Annotated in this window: 1 protein-coding gene; it reads left to right on the top strand. The window is 64.9% G+C overall.

Annotated features, from left to right (window positions below; genetic code table 11):
- Positions 1–166: 166 nt before the first annotated feature.
- On the top strand, positions 167–450 hold a 284-nt coding region (locus JMV15_RS28010), incomplete at its 3' end, for a pseudouridine synthase (RefSeq protein WP_235991970.1).

Raw genomic sequence — 450 nt, 5'->3', positions numbered from 1 at the left:
GGTGGAAAGGACGGCAGCCGCTCGATTCTGTAAATAAAGACCACCCTGCCCGTGAGGTGATCGAACGGGGGGACGCCACGGCGGCTCCACTGACGGCCCCCTCGCTCCTGCGGGGTGGGGGGGCGGTCAGTGGGGCCGCCGTTGGCGTTTGTTACGAGGCTGTTTAATGCCGCTGTCCAATATCCACATCCTGCATCAGGACGACGCTGTCCTGGTGGTAAACAAGCCGACCCTGCTGCTCTCGGTGCCTGGCCGCGCCGACGACAACAAGGACTGCCTGATCACTCGCCTGCAGGAAAACGGCTACCCCGACGCCCGCATCGTCCATCGCCTGTACTGGGAAACGTCGGGGATCATCCTGCTGTCCCGGGTGGCCGTCACCCACCGCGAACTGTCCCGCCAGTTTCACGACCGTGAGACCGAACAGGCCTCCACCGCCCTGCCCTGGTG

Origin of the sequence: Pseudomonas paracarnis (assembly GCF_904063055.1) — a bacterium.
GTDB lineage: Bacteria > Pseudomonadota > Gammaproteobacteria > Pseudomonadales > Pseudomonadaceae > Aquipseudomonas > Aquipseudomonas paracarnis.
Note: the sequence above shows the minus strand (reverse complement) of the source record. Positions and strands in the feature narration are given on the sequence as shown.